This is a genomic window from Streptomyces sp. NPDC111656, from assembly GCF_055656965.1.
In genome coordinates, this window is sequence record NZ_JBVKCA010000018.1 from 214,193 (window position 1) to 230,951 (window position 16,759).

The following is a 16,759-nucleotide window of genomic DNA, read 5'->3' on the forward strand; positions in this document are numbered from 1 at the left end:
GGCAAGCGTGCGCCGTGACAGGGCGGCACGAATTTGATTGCGCGGTTCAGTCTTCGTCTCGATAGACAGGTGTGAGCCGACTCCAGACTGGACCACGGGGCCTGCCCGCAGGACTGACTAGGACGGTCAACAACGTCTTCTCGACGTACGCGCGCTGCTCCACGAAATCAAGGTCGTCCCACACGCGCCGCAAGTCAATCGGCTTCCCCTTCGCTCGCAGCGCGCGACGGCGCCACTCGTTGCGCTCGTTGATCAGTCGGCGTTCCGTCGCTTCCGCCTTCGCCAAGAACGCGAAGAACCGCTCCTTGCTGACGAGGCGCTGGTCTCGCCGCTCGGTCCAGTCCTCGATGTCCTCCCGGATACGGGCAAGCTGCCCTTCGCCGTCCCAATCCTCTGAGGCCGCTGCCGTCGCTTCCCTTTCCTGGGCCTCCTCCTCGTACTTGGTGATGACGAGCATCTTGAGGGCCTTGTCGGTCTCCGGACCGGAGATGCGGATGCCGCCGCACCCGTAGCCGGTCCCCTTGTCAGGGCAGGTGTAGTCGAAGAACCCTTCCGGCTTCTTCCGGCTCGGGGTGGCCTTCATCGCGCGCAAGTGGCCTCCGCACCCATTCTTGTCACACCGGAGGATGCCTGTTCCCAGGTACTTCCGGGCGTTGTGCGCCCCGCCGGGCTCGGGGCGGCTGCCGATGACCGTGGTGACGGCTTCCCAGTCGGTCACGGAGATGATCGGCTCCCACTGGCCCTTGACTGGCTCGCCGTCGTCATTGAGCACGGGCTCGACCCTGATGCTTTCGCCCCCTGTCTCCGGAGTGAACTCCCGCACCTTCCTTGAGCGGTAGCCGCAGATACGGGGATTGCGAAGGATCTGCTTCACCGTGCCCTTGTTCCATGTGTTGCCCCGCGTCGTCTTGATGCCCTGCTTGTTCCAGTCGACTGCGATCGTCCGTGGGGAAGCGCCAGTGAGAATGCGCTCGACCGCCTTGCGGATCGCGGCGGCTTCCTTCGGCTCGATCGTGCGCTTGTCGGTCTTGTAGCCGAAGGGGCGGGTACTGCCCACCGGGATGCCGGCTTGCTGCATGGCATGGTGCTTGCGACGGACACGCCGGGCCGTGTCGGCACTCGACTTGTTGGCCACTGCCACCAGTAGACGCGCGACCGTCCGGCCGTTGTCGGTGAGGAGATCGAGCGTGCCGGTGATGTCGATGATCGGGCGGCGGAAGTTCTCGACCACCTCGATCGCGTCCTCAAGATGCCGGTTGTCCCGAGTCAGGCGGTCTATGTCGTAAACGATCAGTCCGTCCAACGGCTGCCCGTCCGGCGTCGTCCCGCGCTTGAGATCTTCCAACGCCCCTTCGAACACGGGGCGGATCACGCGATAGGCGACCGTGCCGTCCGGCTGCCGGACCCTCCGGCGCTTCCACGCCGAGGTGTCGGGCTCCTCGTAGGTGTGGACGTACTGGCCTTCGCGGCTCTCGACGAACCTGCGAGCGTCCTTCTCCTGCTCATCCCGGCTCTTGATGTCTCGGCCGGTCGCCGGCCGCCACCTCGTGCCGCCTTCGGCGGGGAGACTCGACTTCTTGCTTAGCCTCCGGGCGGACACTTCCGCGTCGCCATCTTCGAGGGAGAGCCGGACTAGCCCTGCCCAGCGCTGACCTGCGAGGTCACCCCAGTGCGCCCGCTGTACTAAGTCATCGGTCATGAAGCGAGGTTACTTCTGTCGATGCTCTGTTCGGTGGAAATACCTGCGCCACTGAGGATGGCTACTAGAGGGCTGCCCATGGGCTGAGAGTAGGACTCCTGCCTGGTCAGAGCGAGTGGATATCGGGGCGTGCCCCTCGTGCGTCGGATGTGCTCGTCGGCCAAGGGGCATGTCCCGCGCTCACAGCCCTTGCCTCCTGGCTGTGGGAGCGGGAGCGACTCCTGCCGGGCTGAGCCGTACCATCGGCTCCCACGGCTGACTGATCGCTGGCCGATGTCCGTGTTCGGTGATCGCCGCACCGGTGAGTTCAGCTTCGGGGAGCACCTGGAGCCAATCCGAACACGGCCCGGTGTACTACAGGCCCGGACGGCTCGTACAGCGGCTACGTCACGTACCTCTACGGCTACGACGCCGGCCCCCGCGCTTGGCTGTCGACGCGTTGTTCGGGCTCCTCGGAGAATTCCTCTGGGCCCGTGACATCGAGGGAGACGGACTGCGACGTATCTTCCGCGACTACGCGCTCCATTTCCCGGAGTGATCCGTGAGCCGCAGGACCCCGGCGGCTTACCGGCCGGGCTGGGCACCACGTTCAGCAGTGATCGTGCGCACGGCCCGTGCGCACGCCGCCCACCGCGCTCCATCTCGAGTGCGTACGACCTTGACGGGTGGCTCTGCACAAGTCCTGCCGTGCCACGTGCACCGGGCTTCCCGAAACGACACGCTTTAGGGATCGAGTCCTTCGGGAAAGTCCGGCCATTCGTCAACCGACGTCATGCCACGACGGTAGTCAGTACCAGAGCACTGCGCGGCAGTCTGGGGTCGAGCCCACTACACATGCGAGGGCCCGTCGGCGGTCACGCCCGACAACGGGCTGACGGACACGGCGAGATACCGGAACTCTCCCCCTGCTCCGTCCAATTCGGAGTACGGCTCCCAATCGAGCGGATACGTACCCCGCAACGTGCACGTGTTCGGCTTGTAGGCGCCCTCGGCCCACACCAGCGTGCCGACCAGCTCACGTCCCTGGTGGATCCTGAACTCTCGATCCCGAGTCTGCCCGCGGCCGGCGCCGGGCGGAGTCCACAGGGACGCGTCGTTGGTCAGCATGATGGCAAGACCGTTCTGGTCGGGTCGGCGGCAGAAGCGCTCCAGCCTGGCTATGTCCCGCACGAAGGACAGGCGGGCGAGGTCAGCGGCGGCATGCCCCTTCAAGGCGTAGTCCTCGGCGGGAGTACCCACCGTGCCCGTCCATCTCCGGGTGAAGTACTTGAACTCGATCGCGGTGCGGGCCGACGGGCCGATGCACAGGAGGTCCAGATATTCGGCCTTGCCGCCCGCCCGCCGCGGTACCTCAAGCCTGGAGTGCACATCCGGCGACAGTTCCCACAGGGCCCGCGCGAAGCTGTGCTGAAGATCGGCCTCGGAGTGGAAGACCGGCCTGCGCCTGCCCAGTTGTGCGATGACGTCGCCGAGTGAGATGCGTCCGGCGACACTCCCGTTGCCGTCCATCGCTGCCATGGTCACGGCGCCATTGAAGTGGCTCCTCGACTGAATTCTCAAGCCGCAGCGCCACCGTGCTGCTACTCATTGGGCCGCAACGGCCGTGGCACTGGCTACCAGCACGGTATTGCCGCAGCTGCCCTCGTCGCAGTGAACGGCCGTCGAAAATCAGTGGCCACCTGAACCTGCCGACCCCACGCTGTACGCCATGGAAGAACCGCAATATGGGATCCGAGCGGCTTACCCAGAATCCACGATCACCGTCTAGCAGGCCTGCTCAGCGCCACCGCCTACGCGTCCATCGGCGGCCCCTGGGGAGCAGCGCCGTACGAAATCGTCGCCGACGACGGCATGCTCCTGGCGTCCAGTCCCGAGCTGGAGCTGTACGAGAAGGACGGCCACGCGTTCCTCCCGGGGCCTGGCCGGGGTGGGAGCCTGCCCCTGTACACCAGACGCCGGTTCACGTTCCCCGCCGTGGCCGAGCCGGCGGCCCGCTCGCTGTCCGGACGGACCCTGACCACCGTCGACGGGACGGTGGCCGCCTCCTATCTGCCCGGCGAGACGCAGGGGCGCGGGGTGGCCGCCGGCGCCCGGGTCCGGGTGTACGTCCTGATCGTCCCGGACGATGCCGAGCGGGCGGTCGGCGACCTCGACGGGGAACTCGTCGTGGCCGTTCCCGTCGCGACCGCGCTGGTGGCCGGGGTGGCCTGGCTGGCCACGCGGCGGGCGCTGCGGCCGGTCGAGGCGATCAGGGCGCGTACCGCCTCGGTGACCGCGACGGACCCCCGCGAACGGGTGGAGGTACCCGACACCGCCGACGAGGTGGCGGAACTGGCGCTGACCATCAACGCCACCCTGCAGCGGTTGGAGGAGGCGGCCACGGCACAGCGCCGGTTCGTGGCGGACGCCGCGCACGAACTGCGCAGCCCGCTCGCCACCCTGCTCGCGGGGCTGGAGGTGGCCACCGCCTACCCCGACCGGGCCGACTGGCCCGCCGTGGTGTCCGCGGCCGGTCGGCAGGCGCGGCGGCTGAGCGGTCTGACGGAGGAACTGCTCCTGCTGGCCCGGCTGGACGCGGGCGCCCCGCCGGCCCCCGCCGAACGGGTCGACGTGGCGGCACTGGCGGGCCGGCTCGCGGAGGAGTACGCGGAGCGCGCCGGGGGTTCCCCGAAGGTGGATCTCCTCGTCGCCGCGCCGGATGCCGCGACGACGGTGTTCGCGGCACCCGGTGATCTCGAACGGATCCTCCGGAACCTGTTCGACAACGCCCTGCGCCACGCCGTCGGCCGCGTGCTGCTGACCGTGGCCCGGGACTCGGCCGCACCCGGGTCGGTGCTGTGCACCGTCCGCGACGACGGGGCCGGCGTCGCGGAAGCCGACAGCGAACGGATATTTGAGCGGTTCACCCGCTTGGACGAGTCCCGCACCCGTACGGACGGCGGCACCGGCCTCGGTCTCGCGATAGCCCGCGACCTGGCGGCCCGGCACGGCGGCCTGCTCGTGCTGGCGGTGCAGCCGAAGGGTCCGGGGGCGTGCTTCGTCCTCCGCCTGCCCGCGGGAGACCCGATGTCGATACGGCCCCGCCCCTTCAAGGGTCGGGGGCGGTCCGCCAGGTCGCAGCGACTATGAAGGAGCACGCCGCGTAACCGCTGCCGTGCCGGCCCGGGGATCCCCGGGCCATGAGGTTGTGGGAGACGTCCCCCTGCGGTGTTCCTTCGGCCAGCGCGAGGCCACCCACCGGTAGTCCCGGACCGTCGAGTAGGCCAGGCCGACGTCCTCGGCGAACATCCGGATCGCCTCGCTGACCGTGAACAACTCCTCGCTCCCCGAAGGGTTCGTGCCTCCGTAGGAGCGCATCGGCTCGATCTCCATGGCCGCGTCCCCGAGCTGCCACTGGACGCTGCTCATCTCGGTGACCCAGTCCCGCCCCAGCTTGACCAGCTCGTCGTAGCGCGGTTCGGCATGCCGTTGAGTGCGTGTGACGCCGGATGAAATTGAGTCTGTACGGGGTGAGTTGGAAGGCTTCTCGGCGGACAGAGGTCAAATGGCGCCAGCTTGAGCCTCTACAAGGTCGTCCGCGAACTACAGCTACTGCTCGCGACCTGGACCGGCGCCTGTCCCACCTGCCACCGCGATATACCAAGCGTCACGCCGACCTGACCAAGCCCTACCAGGCCCCGCAGGCTCGGCGGCCGGCTGAGTCGTCACGTCAGGCGGCGTGCGAATTGCGCTGGTGTCGCATGGTATTGCTTCTTGAAAGCGCGGATGAAGTGGCTGCTGTCGGTGAAATGCCAGAGCGCGGCGGCCTCGGAGACGCTGAGCTGTGATCCGGGGGCGGTGAGCGCCTCGGCCGCTTCCTCCAGGCGTCGGCGGCGGATGTAGGCGCTGAACGATTCGTCCAGACCCGCGAAGGCCCGCTGCAAGGTGCGTACGGAGACGTGCAGTTGCGCGGCTGTCGCGGCCGTCGACAACTCGGCGTCGGTGAGCCGGGCATCGGCCAGGTCCTTGGCCGCCTGCGCCAGCGCCGGGGTGAAGGTGGGCTCGCGGTCGTCGAAGTGGTCGAGGATCAGCCCTTTGGCGAGTTCGAGCAGGGCGTTGCGGGACGCGTGCGCGCCCGCCGGGCTGAGGTCGCTCACGGTCCGCTGCACCATGCTGGTGTGTGCCATGAGGATCTGCGCTGCGGGCGAAGTGGCCTGCCCGGTGCGGGGTTTCCCGGCGACCAGGGAGCGCAGGGCGTCGCCGGGGAAGATGAAGATGCGGGTGCCGATCACGGGCGTGGTGTGGAAGTGGTTCTCCGTCACGACGTGGTGCATGAAGTAGGTGCCGGCCGAGACGTACGCGTCACCGCCCTGATCGTGCGGGTCCTGCAGGGCCACCGCGCCACGCAGCCCGACGTACAACCTGATCTGATCGTGCTCGTACGTCCCGACTGCCCGGGTGCTCACGGGTGAGGATGCCCAGAGTTCATTGACGGCGGTGTCTTCCAGGGCCACCGAGCGCATCGTGCCCTGGAAGCCGTCGACCGTGGAAGCGCTGAATTCCGGCAGAGGGTATAAGTCGCCCATGCGGTCGTTCCAGGTGTCGATGAACGGCTCCCACGTTCCCCGGCCGGTGCCTGTGGAGTCGGCGTCGACGGTGAACGTGCCCACCTTGCCGCCCGGGCCAAGGAAACGCGGCCTGCTCTTCATGTGTCCTCCGCCTCGATGAGGATGTCGCCGGAATCCCATCCGGTGTCGCGAAGGTACACCCGTTCTACGCACCGCTGTTCCTACGCTTGGCTGGCGCTTCGACCTCCACCGATCTACCGTCTGCCGGCTGTGCCCGGCGCCGCAGACACCTCGCCTTGCTGCGCATGCAGAGCAGGGCGACCGCGACCCCTCGGGCGAAAGTGAGAAGAACTATGAAGGCAGTGCGTTTCCACCAGTACGGCGACCCCGATGTCCTGCGTCACGAGGACGTGGAGCAGCCGAACCCAGGCGCCGGGCAGGTGCGGGTCCGTGTTGCGGCGACGTCGTTCAACCCGGTCGACGCCAACATCCGCGCCGGTTTCATGCAGGGGCCGATCCCTGTGACGCTGCCGCACACACCCGGCATCGACGTCGCCGGCACGGTCGACGCGCTCGGCGAGGGCGTGACCGGCATCCAGGTCGGGGACCAGGTCATCGGCTTCCTGCCGATGGCGGGACCCGGCGCCGCCGCGGAGTATGTCCTGGCACCGGCCGAGGCCCTGACGCCGGCGCCCAAGAGCGTCGCGCTGTCCGACGCGGCCGCGCTGCCGCTGGTGGGCCTGACCGCGTGGCAGGCGCTGTTCGAGCACGCCAAGCTGACCGCCGGGCGGCGCGTGCTGATCAACGGCGCGGGCGGAGCGGTCGGCGGCTACGCCGTGCAGTTGGCCAAGCAGGCCGGCGCCTACGTGATCGCCACGGCCGGTCCGCGCAGCAGCCGGCGTGTCACGGCCGCGGGTGCGGACGAGGTCATCGACCACACGACCGCCGACGTCGTCGCGGCGGTGAGCCGGCCGGTCGACGTCGTGCTCAACCTCGCGCCGGTCGAACCGGCACAGCTGGATGCGCTCCTCGGCCTGATCCGCCCCGACGGGGTCCTGGTGAACACCACCGTGTGGATGCCCGCGCCTACCGACGAGGAGCGCGGCGTACGCGGCATCGACCTGTTCGTCCGCAGCGACGCGGAGCAGTTGTCGCACCTGGTGGAGCTGATCGACGGCGGCGAGCTGCGCGTCGAGGTCGCCCGGCGGGTGCCGCTGGCCGAGCTGCCGGCCCTGCACGCCGACGCCGCCGCGGGCGCACTGCCCAGCGGCAAGGTCGTCGTCACGCCCGGCGCCTGACGCCCAACTGACCGACCTGTGAAGGAGACGACCACGATGATCCCCGACGACGATCCGTCGCGCTCGCTGACCGTGGCGAACCCCGAGGACCCCGGCACGACGTACATCTCGCTGGTGGGCGACACGTACGCCATGCTGGTCACCGGCGAGCAGACCAACGGCCGGTACTGCCTGATCGACATGCACGTCCCCGACGGCGGCGGCCCGCCGCCGCACCGGCACGACTTCGAGGAGATGTTCACGATCCTCGAGGGCGAGATCGAGTTCACGTTCCGCGGCGAGAAGCACACCGTACGGGCCGGGTCCACGATCAACATCCCGGCCAACGCGCCGCACAACTTCCGCAACGCATCGGGTGCGCCGGCCCGGATGCTGTGCATGTGCGCCCCCGCCGGCCAGGACGAGTACTTCATGCGCATCGGGGATGTCGTCGCGGGCAAGGACTCGCCGCCGCCGCAGCTGTCGGAGCACGAGCTCGCGGAGCGCCGCCGCCGCGCCGCCGAGTTGGCCTCGACCTACCGAAGCGAGTTCCTGTAGCTCGCAGGGCTGATAGGGCTTGGTCAGGTCGGCGTGACGCTTGCCCGAGGTGGTGAACAACCGCCTTCGAAAGTACCGGCTTCCTGGGCGAGGGTCTTGAGATCGCATCGCCGGCCGGGGCGGAGCTGCCCGGACAGGTTTCGGTCCATGGCGGCTCGGATGGCCTGCTCGTTGCGGGCGCGTTCCTCATCGGTGTTGCGGCCCATCACCGCAGCGTTCCGCGTCAGGGTGCGGTCGCGGTAGTACGGATCCTCGTTCCCGTCGGAGCAAGGCCCGCCAGCCGTTTCACGAAGAGGTCGGTGAACCCTGCGTCCAAGTACTTCAGCGACACGTGCCGCTTGGCCTGCCGTCGACGCGCCAGGTTCACCGGCGAGGGTCGCGGCCGACCGCTCCCGGCTGCCGTTCACATGCTCGGGCGCCGCCCCGACCCGGGCCAGCTCCCGCAGGACCGACTGCCAGCCGAGCCTCCAGCTGCGCCGCAGTGTGTGCTGGGCCGAGAACATCCCGTCGGGCGCGGTGATCCGGCCCACGACCAGGCCGACGGCCGCCCGGTCGGTCACCGACCAGAGGGGCCCGCCGCTGTAGCCCTCGTCGACCGCCGCGCCGGACAACTGTCCGTCGAGATAACAGATCCGGCCGTCGTACGCCCCCACCCGCGCGTCGGCGTACGAGAACGGCTGCCCGCCGCCGTACCAGGCCCGCACCTGTTGGCCGCGCTCCATCTCCAGCCAGCGCACCGGGCTCACGGGTGGGGGTGGCGCCTCGTCGAGTTCGAGGACGGCCAGGTCGCCGTCCCACTCCAGGGAGCCGTCGGCGACCGGGCCGTACTGCGCGGACCGCGGCGGTATCCAGGCGACCAGCCGGGCCTGGTGCAGATCCGCGGCGGACAGCACCGGGAAGGACACGTCGAGGGTGACCTCCCCCGGGTTGTGCGGGCTGAGGCTGCGCAGCCCGAGCGCCAGGTTGATGACATGCGCGCAGGTCAGCAGCGTGCGGCCGGAGAGGTAGACACCCGCCCCCGCGGTTCGGCCGCGATCGCTGGACAGGACGCGCACCAGCGCACCGCGGGCGTCGCCGGACGACGGGTTCTCCGGCGATCCGAACCAGGTCACGGCTCCGTCCGGCGGGGCAGCTGCCAGGTCGCCGAAATGGTCATGCCGGCCTGGCCGTTGGCCCCGACGATGCCGATCTTCAGGTCCTGTCCGATCTGGATGCCGAAGTCGACGGAGATCTCGTGCGGCGGGTCGGGAATCCCGCGGATCGCATCGTGCATCTGCTGCAGGACAGGCCCCAGCGGGCTCAGCACACTGCGCAGACCGTCCGTCGCCAGCGACGCGACCCGCGCGCCACGCCCGACCGGGACCACCCCGGACATGCCGCCGGGCAGATCGGCGTCGACGGCCGGGGCCGCCGACGCCTCCCCCGCGGCCGCGAGCTCGAGCCGGACATGGGCCCCGTCGTCGAGGGCGAACTCCATGTAGTCGTAGTGCGGCACACGGGCATGGTGCCGATCAATGCCCCGTGAAGGTAGTGAAGTTGACGAATCCGCCGTAGGCAAGGGGCGATCAGCCCACCCGGTGGCCGTTCTCCAGCTCCGCGGTTCCGCCGCCCTCCGTCAGTACGTCCAGCGCGGCGAGGACCCGGCGGCCGAGTGCGCCCGGCAGGTACTCGGCCAGCTCCTCCCGCGGCACCAGCCGCCACGACAGCAGTTCCTCCTCCTGCAACCGGATCGCCTTGAGCTCCCGCTCGCCGAGGACTCCGCCGTCGTACAGGTAGGCGACCAGCGGGGGCCGCGCCGTGCCGTGCACCCAGTCGACCGCGAGCAGCGGACCGAGTGCGATGTCGAGCCCGATCTCCTCGGCGGTCTCGCGGCGCGCGCCCTGACGCGGGGTCTCCCCGTCGTCCGACTCGACGGTGCCGCCCGGAAGGGCCCAGCCCTCACGGTAGTTCGGCTCGACGAGCAGCACCCGGCCGTCACTGTCGCGGAAGAGCGCGGCGGCACCGGCGAGGACACGGGGGAGGCCCGCGATGTACGTGGCGAAGTCTGGAGAGGTCATTCCCAAAGCGTACGTACGAGACTTCGAGGTCGCCGAGGACGCCATGAGTGTCCCGGACCTCGACGGCCCCGACACCCGACGACAGGACCTAGGACAGGTCCCGGGCGTCGGGACCGGTACCGGATCCGCCCTGGGCCTCGCCCTCCGTCTCCGCCAGCGCGAGCGTCCGCGCGGCCAGCTCACTGATCCGTACGCCGTCGAAGCCGAACACCGCGCTGCGTACGGTGTCCTCCAGCGGGTCCTTCCACTGCGTGGGAATGGCCCCGGCCCCGCACAGGACCCCGGCGACCGAGCCCGCCGTCGCGCCGTTCGAATCGGTGTCCAGGCCGCCGCGGACGGTCAGTGTGATGGTCCGGGTGAAGTCGCCGTCGCCGTAGAGCAGCCCGGCCGTGAGCACGGCGGCGTTCGGGATCGTGTGGATCCAGCCGAGCCCCGCGGTCTCCTCGGACACCGTGGTGAGCGTGTCCTCCCAGGTCATCCGGGTCTCGTGAAGCGTGAACACCCGGCGTACGGTGCGGGCGAGGCGACTGCTCGCGGGAATGACGGTCAGCGCCGTGTCCAGTGCGTGGCGGACCGTGGGCGCGGTGAACGCGGCCGAGACGAGCGCCGCCGCCCACATCGCCCCGTACACGCCGTTGCCGGTGTGGGACAGCACGGCGTCGCGACGGGCGAGGGAGGCCGCCCGGCGCGGCGCACCCGGGCTGGTCCAGCCGTAGACATCGGCGCGGATCAGGGCGCCGATCCACTCCTGGTAGGGGTTGTCGTACGTCGCCGTCAGCGGCGGTTTGATGCCATTGGCGAGGTTGCGGTACGCGGCCCGCTCCGCCGTGAACGTCTGCAGATACGGCAGCCGCAGCAGCCACAGGTCGCCGACCTGCTCGGTGCTGAAACCGAAACCGTGCGTCTCCAGCAGGTGCAGCCCCAGGATCGCGTAGTCGACGTCGTCGTCACGGCAGCTGCCGTGAATGCGGCCGCGCACGCATTGCCGCCACTCGGGCCGCAGCTCGAACTCGCCGGTGTCACCGTCGGTGGCGGGCTCGGGAAGATAGTCGGTGAGCGGCAGGGCGGCGGCCTGTCGCAGATAGCGGTCGATACGGTCCCGCGTCCAGTGGTCGCCCTGCTCGACCGGCTTGCCGAGCATGTTGCCCGCGATCCGGCCCAGCCAGCCCCCGAGAACGCGGTCCGCGAGTTCGGTGCCCACAGGAGCATTCATCTGCTGCCGCCTTTCTGCGCATTACGGCACATGAGTGCGTACGAGTGGGTGCGCCTTGCCCCGCTCGGTCGTACAGATGGAGTGTTGGGTGCGGTCACCAAGGCCACGCATGATCAGTGGGCGCTGTCGCGACGTTGCCAGGCGACGTACCTCCATAGCCTGGAGGCTGGCATCCGGACGATTCAGCACCGTCTGTCGCTGCCCGTGGGCGAGAAGGGTTCCAAGGGGGTACCGGGCGGATACCGTTCCGTGCGGGAGTGGCATGCCAAGGCGCGTCGGCTGGCGGTGTTGGAAGCCAGATACGCGGTGGTGGTGGGGGACCACTATGACGCCGGGCGGGGGCGCTGGTATCTGACGGCTTGCTGGCAGTACGCGACCGCCCCGGCGGTTCCTCTGGGTACAGCCCTCGCGCACGGAGTGATCGGGGTGGACACCAATGCCGATCACCTCGCCGCCTGGCGACTCGACCGGCGCGGCAATCCCGTTGGCAGTCCACGCCGCTTCTTCTACGACCCGACCGGCCGCGCGGATCACCGTGACGCCCAGGTCCGCCATGCCCTGACCCGCCTGCTGAACTGGGCCAGGACCTGCCGCGTACAGGCCATCGCCATTGAGGACCTGGACTTCACCGCCGAGAAGACGAGGGAGAAGCACGGCCGTAAGAAGAAGTTCCGGCAGGTGATCTCCGGCCTGCCCACCGGCAGGCTTCGTGCCCGCCTGACGTCGATGGCCGATGCCCCCGGCATCGCGGTCATCGCAGTCGATCCCGCAAACACATCCAAGTGGGGTGCCCAGTACTGGCAGCGTCCCACGACCAGTACCTCCCGCAAGACCAGCCGACACGATGCCGCGAGCATCGCGATCGGCAGGCGCGCCCAAGGCCACCCGATCCGGCGACGGACGGCACCGCCCCCACACGACCGGAGCGATCGTGTGGGGCATCGGACCGTCCAGGCCGGACCGGGCATCCTCGGGCGTGAGGGAACCCGCCCGCGTGTTCCCGGACCGCGCACACGATGCGCCGGGCCCGGACACGGCGCGTATGCGGGAGACCAGCGTGTCCAACACCGTTCGGGACACGCGGCTGAGCCCGAGATCTGGCAACAGGACTCACTCCCACTCAGTCTCTAGGAACGGTCATAGCTCCGGTTTACCCAATTCCGGGCATGAGCGTGCGGTGTTCCACGGGCCGGTCGGAGCATGACGGCGGGGGCGTCCTCCGGTTAAGGTCGCAGCGGCGCGACTGCCTTGACGTGTGCGAGGCCGGAAAGCAAGGGGAATGCAAGGTGGCGGACTCTGCTGTGAAGACGACACGTGCGGGCACCGGGCGTGTTCCGCGGGTGCTGATCGCCGCGGACAAGTTCAAGGGATCGCTGACCGCCGTGCAGGTCGCGGAGCGCGTCATGGCCGGGCTGCGCCGCGTCGTGCCGGGTGTCGAGGTCGAGGCGCTGCCCGTGGCCGACGGCGGCGACGGGACCGTGGACGCGGCGGTCGCGGCCGGGTTCGAGCGGCGGGAGGTGCGGGTCGCCGGCCCACTGGGCGACGAGCTCACCGCCGCCTTCGCACTGCGCGGCGACACCGCGGTGGTGGAGATGGCGGAGGCGAGCGGATTGCAGCGGCTGCCCGCCGGGGTGTTCGCGCCGCTGACGTCGTCCACGTACGGGTCCGGGGAGCTCCTGCGGGCCGCGCTGGACGCCGGAGCCCGGACGATCGTGTTCGGAGTGGGCGGCAGCGCGACGACGGATGGCGGGGCGGGGATGCTGTCCGCGCTCGGGGCGCGGTTCGTGGACGCGGAGGGGGAGCCGGTGGCTCCCGGCGGTGCGGCGCTGAGTGACGTGGCGACCGCGGACCTGTCCGGCCTGGACCCCCGGCTGTCCTCCGTGGACTTCGTCCTCGCCAGCGACGTGGACAACCCGCTCACCGGGCCGAAGGGCGCGCCCGCCGTGTACGGCCCCCAGAAGGGGGCGAGCCCCGACGACGTGGAGATCCTGGACGCGGCCCTCGGACACTTCGCCGCGGTTCTGGAGAAGTCGATCGGGTCCAGGGCCACGGAGTACGCCGCGGCGCCGGGAGCGGGAGCCGCGGGTGGCATCGGCTACGGTGCGCTGGTCCTGGGCGCCCGGTTCCGTCCCGGTATCGAGGTGATGCTCGACGTCCTCGGCTTCGCGCCCGCGCTGGAGAGGGCCACCTTGGTGATCACCGGTGAGGGGTCCCTCGACGAACAGACCCTCCACGGCAAGGCTCCGGCGGGGGTGGCCGCGGCCGCCCGTGCCGCGGGCAAGGAGGTCGTCGCGGTGTGCGGGCGCCTGGCACTGCGCCCGGAGGCGCTCGGCAGGGCCGGCATCCGGCGCGCGTACCCCCTCACGGAGGTCGAGCCCGACATCGCGCGATGCATCTCCGACGCGGGGCCGATCCTGGAGACGGTGGCCCAGAACATCGCCCGCGACTTCCTGACCTGACCCGTCCCGGGGTACGACGAAGGGGCCCGAACCGGTTGTCCGGTTCGGGCCCCTTCGGGCGTGTACGAGGAAAAGCTACGGCAGCTGCGCCGCCCGTGCCTCACGCCGGTTGTCGCGGAAGTTGTTCACCCGCCGAGCCGTCGCGAACAGCGGAATCACCGCACCCATGACGAGCTGCAGCGCACAGCCGGTCTGGAGCAGGAGCTGACCGCTGGGTGCGTCGAAGGCCCACGCCGCCAGCAGACCCATGGACAGGACGATCCAGGAGAGCATCGCCACCGCGAGACGGCCCCGCGGCTTCGGGTACTCCACCCGGCTCACCATCAGCCATGCCGTGCCGAGGATCGCCATCAGCGTCGCCGCGAAGGGCAGCTCCAGGAGCACGATCGAGACCACCGTCAGCGCTCCGAACGGCGACGGCATGCCCTGGAACGTGCCGTCCTTCACCGTGACGCACGAGAAGCGGGCGAGGCGGAGGACGACCGCGAGCAACACCACGATCGCGCCGAGCGCCGCCACTCTCTGATGCGCGTCGTCCGCGACCATGCCGTAGACGAGGACGAAATACGCGGGCGCCAGACCGAAGCTGATCAGGTCCGACAGGTTGTCCAGTTCCGCGCCCATGGGGGAGGAGCGCAGCTTGCGGGCGACGAGGCCGTCGAAGAGGTCGAAGACCGCGGCGCAGAGCATCAGGATGACGGCCGTGGCGGCGCTGTGGCGCGCCATGCCCGACTCCTGGCTGCCGGTGAGGTGCGGGATCAGGATGCCCGTGGTGGTGAAGTACACCGCCATGAAGCCGCACGTGGCGTTGCCGAGGGTGAGGGTGTCCGCTATTGAGAGGCGGAGAGAGAGGGGCATCTCCTCCTCGTCGTCCACCTCGTCGGCCTCCGGCACCCAGCCGGCCTGAGTCTCAGGATCAATCACGGTCAATTCGAGTCACCCCAGCCACGGTCTTCTGACCGACTTCCACATCGACCTCGACACCCTCGGGGAGGTAGATGTCGACGCGCGAGCCGAAGCGGATGAGACCGATCCGGTCGCCCTGCTCGACCTTCGTACCTTGCGGGATATAAGGAACGATACGGCGGGCGACCGCGCCGGCGATCTGGATCATCTCGATGTCACCGAGTTCGGTGTCGAAATGCCAGACGACGCGTTCGTTGTTCTCGCTCTCCTTGTTGAACGCCGGAACGAACCCACCGGGGATGTGCTCGACCGAGGTCACCGTGCCGGAGAGCGGCGCGCGGTTGACGTGTACGTTCAGAGGGCTCATGAAGATCGCGACGCGGGTGCGTCCGTCCTTCCACGGCATGATGCTCTGCACCACACCGTCGGCGGGCGAGATGACCCGGCCCGGGGCGATCTCGCGCTCGGGGTCGCGGAAGAACCACAGCATGCCCGCCGCGAGCGCGGTGGCGGGTACGGCCACGGCCTTGGCGGCGCCGGAGCGGCGTGCCTTGGCCAGAGTGAGTGCTGCGGTGGCAACGGTCGGGAGAAGCCACGGCGATGCTCCGCGCGCGAGGCGGACCCGGCCGCGAGGTGCAGAGGTTTGGCTGTGGGGCATGGATGACCTTCGTAGCGGATGATGCCGCGCTGGAACGGGGGACGGCGGCTTTCCCGGGATCGTACCGGGCGCGGGCCGCAACTGGGCAAGCCAGGAAGCCGAGTCGGCGGCCGAAGAGTGTGACGGGGTGTGATCTTCTTCTCGAAGAAAACACCCCGAACCACGACATCCAACCCTGCTTAACCCTGGAGTCGATACTCTTCGAGCAGTCGGCGCCCGATGATCATTTTCTGGATTTCGGCGGTACCTTCGCCGATCAGCAGCATCGGAGCCTCACGGTAGAGGCGCTCGATCTCGTACTCCTTGGAGAAGCCGTAGCCGCCGTGGATCCGGAAGGCGTCCTCGACCACTTCCTTGCAGTATTCGGAGGCGAGGTACTTCGCCATCCCTGCCTCGAGGTCGTTTCGTTCCCCGGAGTCCTTTTTGCGGGCCGCGTTCACCATCATTGCATGGGCCGCTTCGACCTTGGTGGCCATCTCGGCCAGCTTGAACTGGATGGCCTGATGCTGCGCGATCGGCTTGCCGAAAGTGTGACGCTGCTGGGCATAGGAGACACCCAGCTCGAACGCACGCTGTGCGACACCGCAACCACGTGCCGCCACGTTGACGCGGCCGACCTCGACTCCGTCCATCATTTGGTAAAACCCTCGGCCAGTGGTGCCGCCGAGTACCCGATTGGCCGGAACGCGTAGTCCGTCCATGATGAGCTCGGTCGTGTCGACGCCCTTGTAGCCCATCTTGTCGATCTTCCCGGGAATGGTGAGGCCGGGGCGGACCTCTCCGAAGCCGGGCTCCTTCTCGACCAGGAAGGTCGTCATCGACTTGTGGGGCGCGGTGCCCTCCGGGTGTCCTTCGTCACTTCGCACGAGCACGGCCACCAGGTTCGACGAGCCGCCGTTCGTCAGCCACATCTTCTGACCGTTCAGGACGTACTCGTCGCCGTCCCTGACCGCCTTCGAGGTGATCGCGGAGACGTCCGAGCCGAGAGCCGGCTCCGACATCGAGAACGCGCCGCGCACCTCGCCCAGCGCCATCCGGGGCAGGAAGTGGTCCTTCTGCTCCTGCGTGCCGTGCTGCTTGAGCATGTACGCCACGATGAAGTGCGTGTTGATGATGCCGGAGACCGACATCCAGCCGCGGGCGATCTCCTCGACGCAGAGCGCGTAGGTGAGGAGGGACTCGCCCAGGCCCCCGTACTCCTCGGGGATCATCAGACCGAACAGGCCCAACTCCTTGAGGCCGTCGACGATCTGCTGGGGGTACTCGTCGCGGTGCTCCAGCTCGGTCGCGACCGGGATGATCTCCTTGTCCACGAAGTCGCGGACGGTGGAGAGGATCTCCTGCTGGACGTCGGTGAGACCGGCGGTCTGGGCGAGTCGCGCCAT

16 protein-coding genes are annotated in these 16,759 nt (G+C 69.2%); 5 read left to right on the forward strand and 11 right to left on the reverse strand.

Annotation, left to right across the window (positions count from 1 at the left end; genetic code table 11):
• Nucleotides 1-46: 46 nt before the first annotated feature.
• Nucleotides 47-1,699 (reverse strand): recombinase family protein, encoded by a 1,653-nt coding sequence (locus tag ACZ7M3_RS40030; RefSeq protein WP_472070229.1) that lies wholly within the window; start codon nt 1,697-1,699, stop codon nt 47-49.
• An 828-nt stretch (nt 1,700-2,527) separates the two neighbouring features.
• Entirely contained in the window at nt 2,528-3,217 is a 690-nt protein-coding gene (locus ACZ7M3_RS40035; RefSeq protein ID WP_472070287.1) for a hypothetical protein, read from the reverse strand.
• 333 nt (nt 3,218-3,550) lie between these two features.
• On the opposite strand from ACZ7M3_RS40035, the gene ACZ7M3_RS40040 reads away from it, so the two are divergent.
• Nucleotides 3,551-4,828, forward strand: a complete 1,278-nt coding sequence (locus ACZ7M3_RS40040) for a sensor histidine kinase (RefSeq protein ID WP_472070231.1) — start codon at nt 3,551-3,553, stop codon at nt 4,826-4,828.
• Here ACZ7M3_RS40040 and ACZ7M3_RS40045 read toward each other — a convergent pair.
• Both ACZ7M3_RS40045 and ACZ7M3_RS40050 read right to left on the reverse strand, forming a co-directional pair.
• Nucleotides 4,823-5,107 carry a hypothetical protein gene (locus ACZ7M3_RS40045; RefSeq protein WP_472070233.1) on the reverse strand — a complete coding sequence of 95 codons (285 nt, stop codon included), beginning with the start codon at nt 5,105-5,107 and terminating at the stop codon, nt 4,823-4,825. The genes ACZ7M3_RS40040 and ACZ7M3_RS40045 overlap by 6 nt on opposite strands.
• A gap of 296 nt (nt 5,108-5,403) precedes the next feature.
• The gene (locus tag ACZ7M3_RS40050) at nt 5,404-6,387 is read right to left on the reverse strand and encodes a helix-turn-helix domain-containing protein (protein ID WP_472070235.1); all 984 of its coding nucleotides are present in this window, start codon (nt 6,385-6,387) and stop codon (nt 5,404-5,406) included.
• Nucleotides 6,388-6,599: 212 nt separating this feature from the next.
• Between ACZ7M3_RS40050 and ACZ7M3_RS40055 the strand changes: the two genes are divergently transcribed.
• Nucleotides 6,600-7,544 (forward strand): NADP-dependent oxidoreductase, encoded by a 945-nt coding sequence (locus ACZ7M3_RS40055; protein WP_472070237.1) that lies wholly within the window; start codon nt 6,600-6,602, stop codon nt 7,542-7,544.
• 36 nt (nt 7,545-7,580) lie between these two features.
• Nucleotides 7,581-8,081 (forward strand): cupin domain-containing protein, encoded by a 501-nt coding sequence (locus tag ACZ7M3_RS40060; protein ID WP_472070239.1) that lies wholly within the window; start codon nt 7,581-7,583, stop codon nt 8,079-8,081.
• A 23-nt stretch (nt 8,082-8,104) separates the two neighbouring features.
• Here the strand turns inward: ACZ7M3_RS40060 and ACZ7M3_RS40065 are convergent, their stop codons facing one another.
• The 4 genes from ACZ7M3_RS40065 to ACZ7M3_RS40080 form a co-directional block, all read right to left on the reverse strand.
• Complete coding sequence (locus ACZ7M3_RS40065) at nt 8,105-9,193, reverse strand: S1 family peptidase (RefSeq protein WP_472070241.1); 1,089 nt, start codon at nt 9,191-9,193, stop codon at nt 8,105-8,107.
• A complete protein-coding gene (locus tag ACZ7M3_RS40070) occupies nt 9,190-9,576 on the reverse strand; it encodes a CU044_2847 family protein (protein WP_472070243.1) in 387 nt (128 codons plus the stop codon). The genes ACZ7M3_RS40065 and ACZ7M3_RS40070 overlap by 4 nt, the downstream gene beginning before the upstream one ends.
• 70 nt (nt 9,577-9,646) lie before the next feature.
• A complete protein-coding gene (locus ACZ7M3_RS40075) occupies nt 9,647-10,138 on the reverse strand; it encodes an NUDIX domain-containing protein (RefSeq protein WP_472070245.1) in 492 nt (163 codons plus the stop codon).
• An 88-nt stretch (nt 10,139-10,226) separates the two neighbouring features.
• Nucleotides 10,227-11,351: an ADP-ribosylglycohydrolase family protein gene (locus ACZ7M3_RS40080; RefSeq protein ID WP_472070247.1), complete on the reverse strand. Its 1,125-nt coding sequence runs from the start codon at nt 11,349-11,351 to the stop codon at nt 10,227-10,229.
• Between the two features lie 249 nt (nt 11,352-11,600).
• Here ACZ7M3_RS40080 and ACZ7M3_RS40085 point away from each other — a divergent pair, with 249 nt between their 5' ends.
• Together ACZ7M3_RS40085 and ACZ7M3_RS40090 are read left to right on the forward strand one after the other, a co-directional pair.
• Nucleotides 11,601-12,482 (forward strand): hypothetical protein, encoded by an 882-nt coding sequence (locus ACZ7M3_RS40085; RefSeq protein WP_472070249.1) that lies wholly within the window; start codon nt 11,601-11,603, stop codon nt 12,480-12,482.
• Between the two features lie 209 nt (nt 12,483-12,691).
• A complete protein-coding gene (locus ACZ7M3_RS40090; protein WP_190168485.1) occupies nt 12,692-13,810 on the forward strand; it encodes a glycerate kinase in 1,119 nt (372 codons plus the stop codon).
• 75 nt (nt 13,811-13,885) lie between these two features.
• On the opposite strand, the gene pssA is transcribed toward ACZ7M3_RS40090, so the two are convergent.
• The 3 genes from pssA to ACZ7M3_RS40105 form a co-directional block, all read right to left on the reverse strand.
• The gene (gene pssA / locus ACZ7M3_RS40095; RefSeq protein WP_054230301.1) at nt 13,886-14,704 is read right to left on the reverse strand and encodes a CDP-diacylglycerol--serine O-phosphatidyltransferase; all 819 of its coding nucleotides are present in this window, start codon (nt 14,702-14,704) and stop codon (nt 13,886-13,888) included.
• A 22-nt stretch (nt 14,705-14,726) separates the two neighbouring features.
• Nucleotides 14,727-15,374, reverse strand: a complete 648-nt coding sequence (locus ACZ7M3_RS40100) for a phosphatidylserine decarboxylase (protein ID WP_355618604.1) — start codon at nt 15,372-15,374, stop codon at nt 14,727-14,729.
• 179 nt (nt 15,375-15,553) lie between these two features.
• Nucleotides 15,554-16,759 (reverse strand): acyl-CoA dehydrogenase family protein, encoded by a 1,206-nt coding sequence (locus ACZ7M3_RS40105; RefSeq protein ID WP_054230299.1) that lies wholly within the window; start codon nt 16,757-16,759, stop codon nt 15,554-15,556.